1 protein-coding gene is annotated in these 1,043 nt (G+C 66.8%); it reads left to right on the top strand.

Annotation, left to right across the window (positions count from 1 at the left end):
- Positions 1 to 1,043: amino acid adenylation domain-containing protein (locus BLW48_RS34860; protein WP_143047892.1), on the top strand; the 1,043-nt coding region annotated here is incomplete at both ends.

Raw genomic sequence — 1,043 nt, forward strand, 5'->3', positions numbered from 1 at the left:
GCTCGCGGCGTGGGACCCGAGCGCTTCGTCGCCCTTGCGCTGCCTCGATCCCTGGAGCTCGTCGTCAGCCTGCTGGCCATCCTCAAGGCCGGCGCTGCCTACCTGCCCCTGGACGTGGACTACCCCAGGGACCGTCTGGCCTTCATGCTCGAGGACGCAGCTCCGGTCTGCATGATCAGCGACTCCGCCACCGCCGACCTCCTGCCTGCGGGCGTGCCCACCCTGCTGCTGGATGCACAGGCGGTGAGCCAGGCCATCGCCGCACGCTCTCGCGCCAACCCCACCGACGCCCAGCGCACCCGGCCCCTGGCCCCTTCCAACCCCGCCTACGTCATCTACACCTCGGGGTCCACAGGCAAGCCCAAGGGCGTCGTCATGTCCGTCGCGCCGCTATCGAACCTGTTCTCCTGGCATGCGGGCACAGACCAGTCCTCGGGCACATCCACCGTCGCGCAATTCACGTCGCTGAGCTTCGACGTCTCCGCCCAGGAAATCCTCTCGACGCTGTGCACCGGCAAGACGCTGGCCATTCCCACGAACGAGATTCGAAGCAACACGTCGGATTTCCTGAAGTGGTGCAAGCGGAGCGGCGTGACCGACTTCTTTATTCCGAACATCGTGCTCGATCTTCTGTGCGAATCGGAATCCGAAGACGGTTTGAGCGATTCGCTCCAGGTGTTCCAGGCTGGCGAAGCGCTGCAACTGAGCGCATCGGTCGCCAAGTCGTTTGCACGCTTTCCTCAGCGACGGCTGCACAACCACTACGGCCCGACCGAGACCCATGTCGTGACGGCGTACAGCCTTCCCGACGCAGTGAGCGAATGGCCTGAGGTGCCACCCATCGGCCGCCCGATCTGGAACACGCAGGTGTACGTGCTCGATGCGCAGCTGCAGCCCGTGCCCGCGGGCGTGGCCGGCGAGCTCTACATCGCAGGCGCCGGCCTGGCGCGCGGCTACCTGAACCGCCCCGGCCTGAGCGCCGAGCGATTCATCGCCAACCCCCTGGGTGCCCCCGGCAGCCGCATGTACCGCACCGGCGACCT

The organism is Variovorax sp. YR266 (assembly GCF_900107295.1).
Classification (GTDB): domain Bacteria; phylum Pseudomonadota; class Gammaproteobacteria; order Burkholderiales; family Burkholderiaceae_C; genus Variovorax.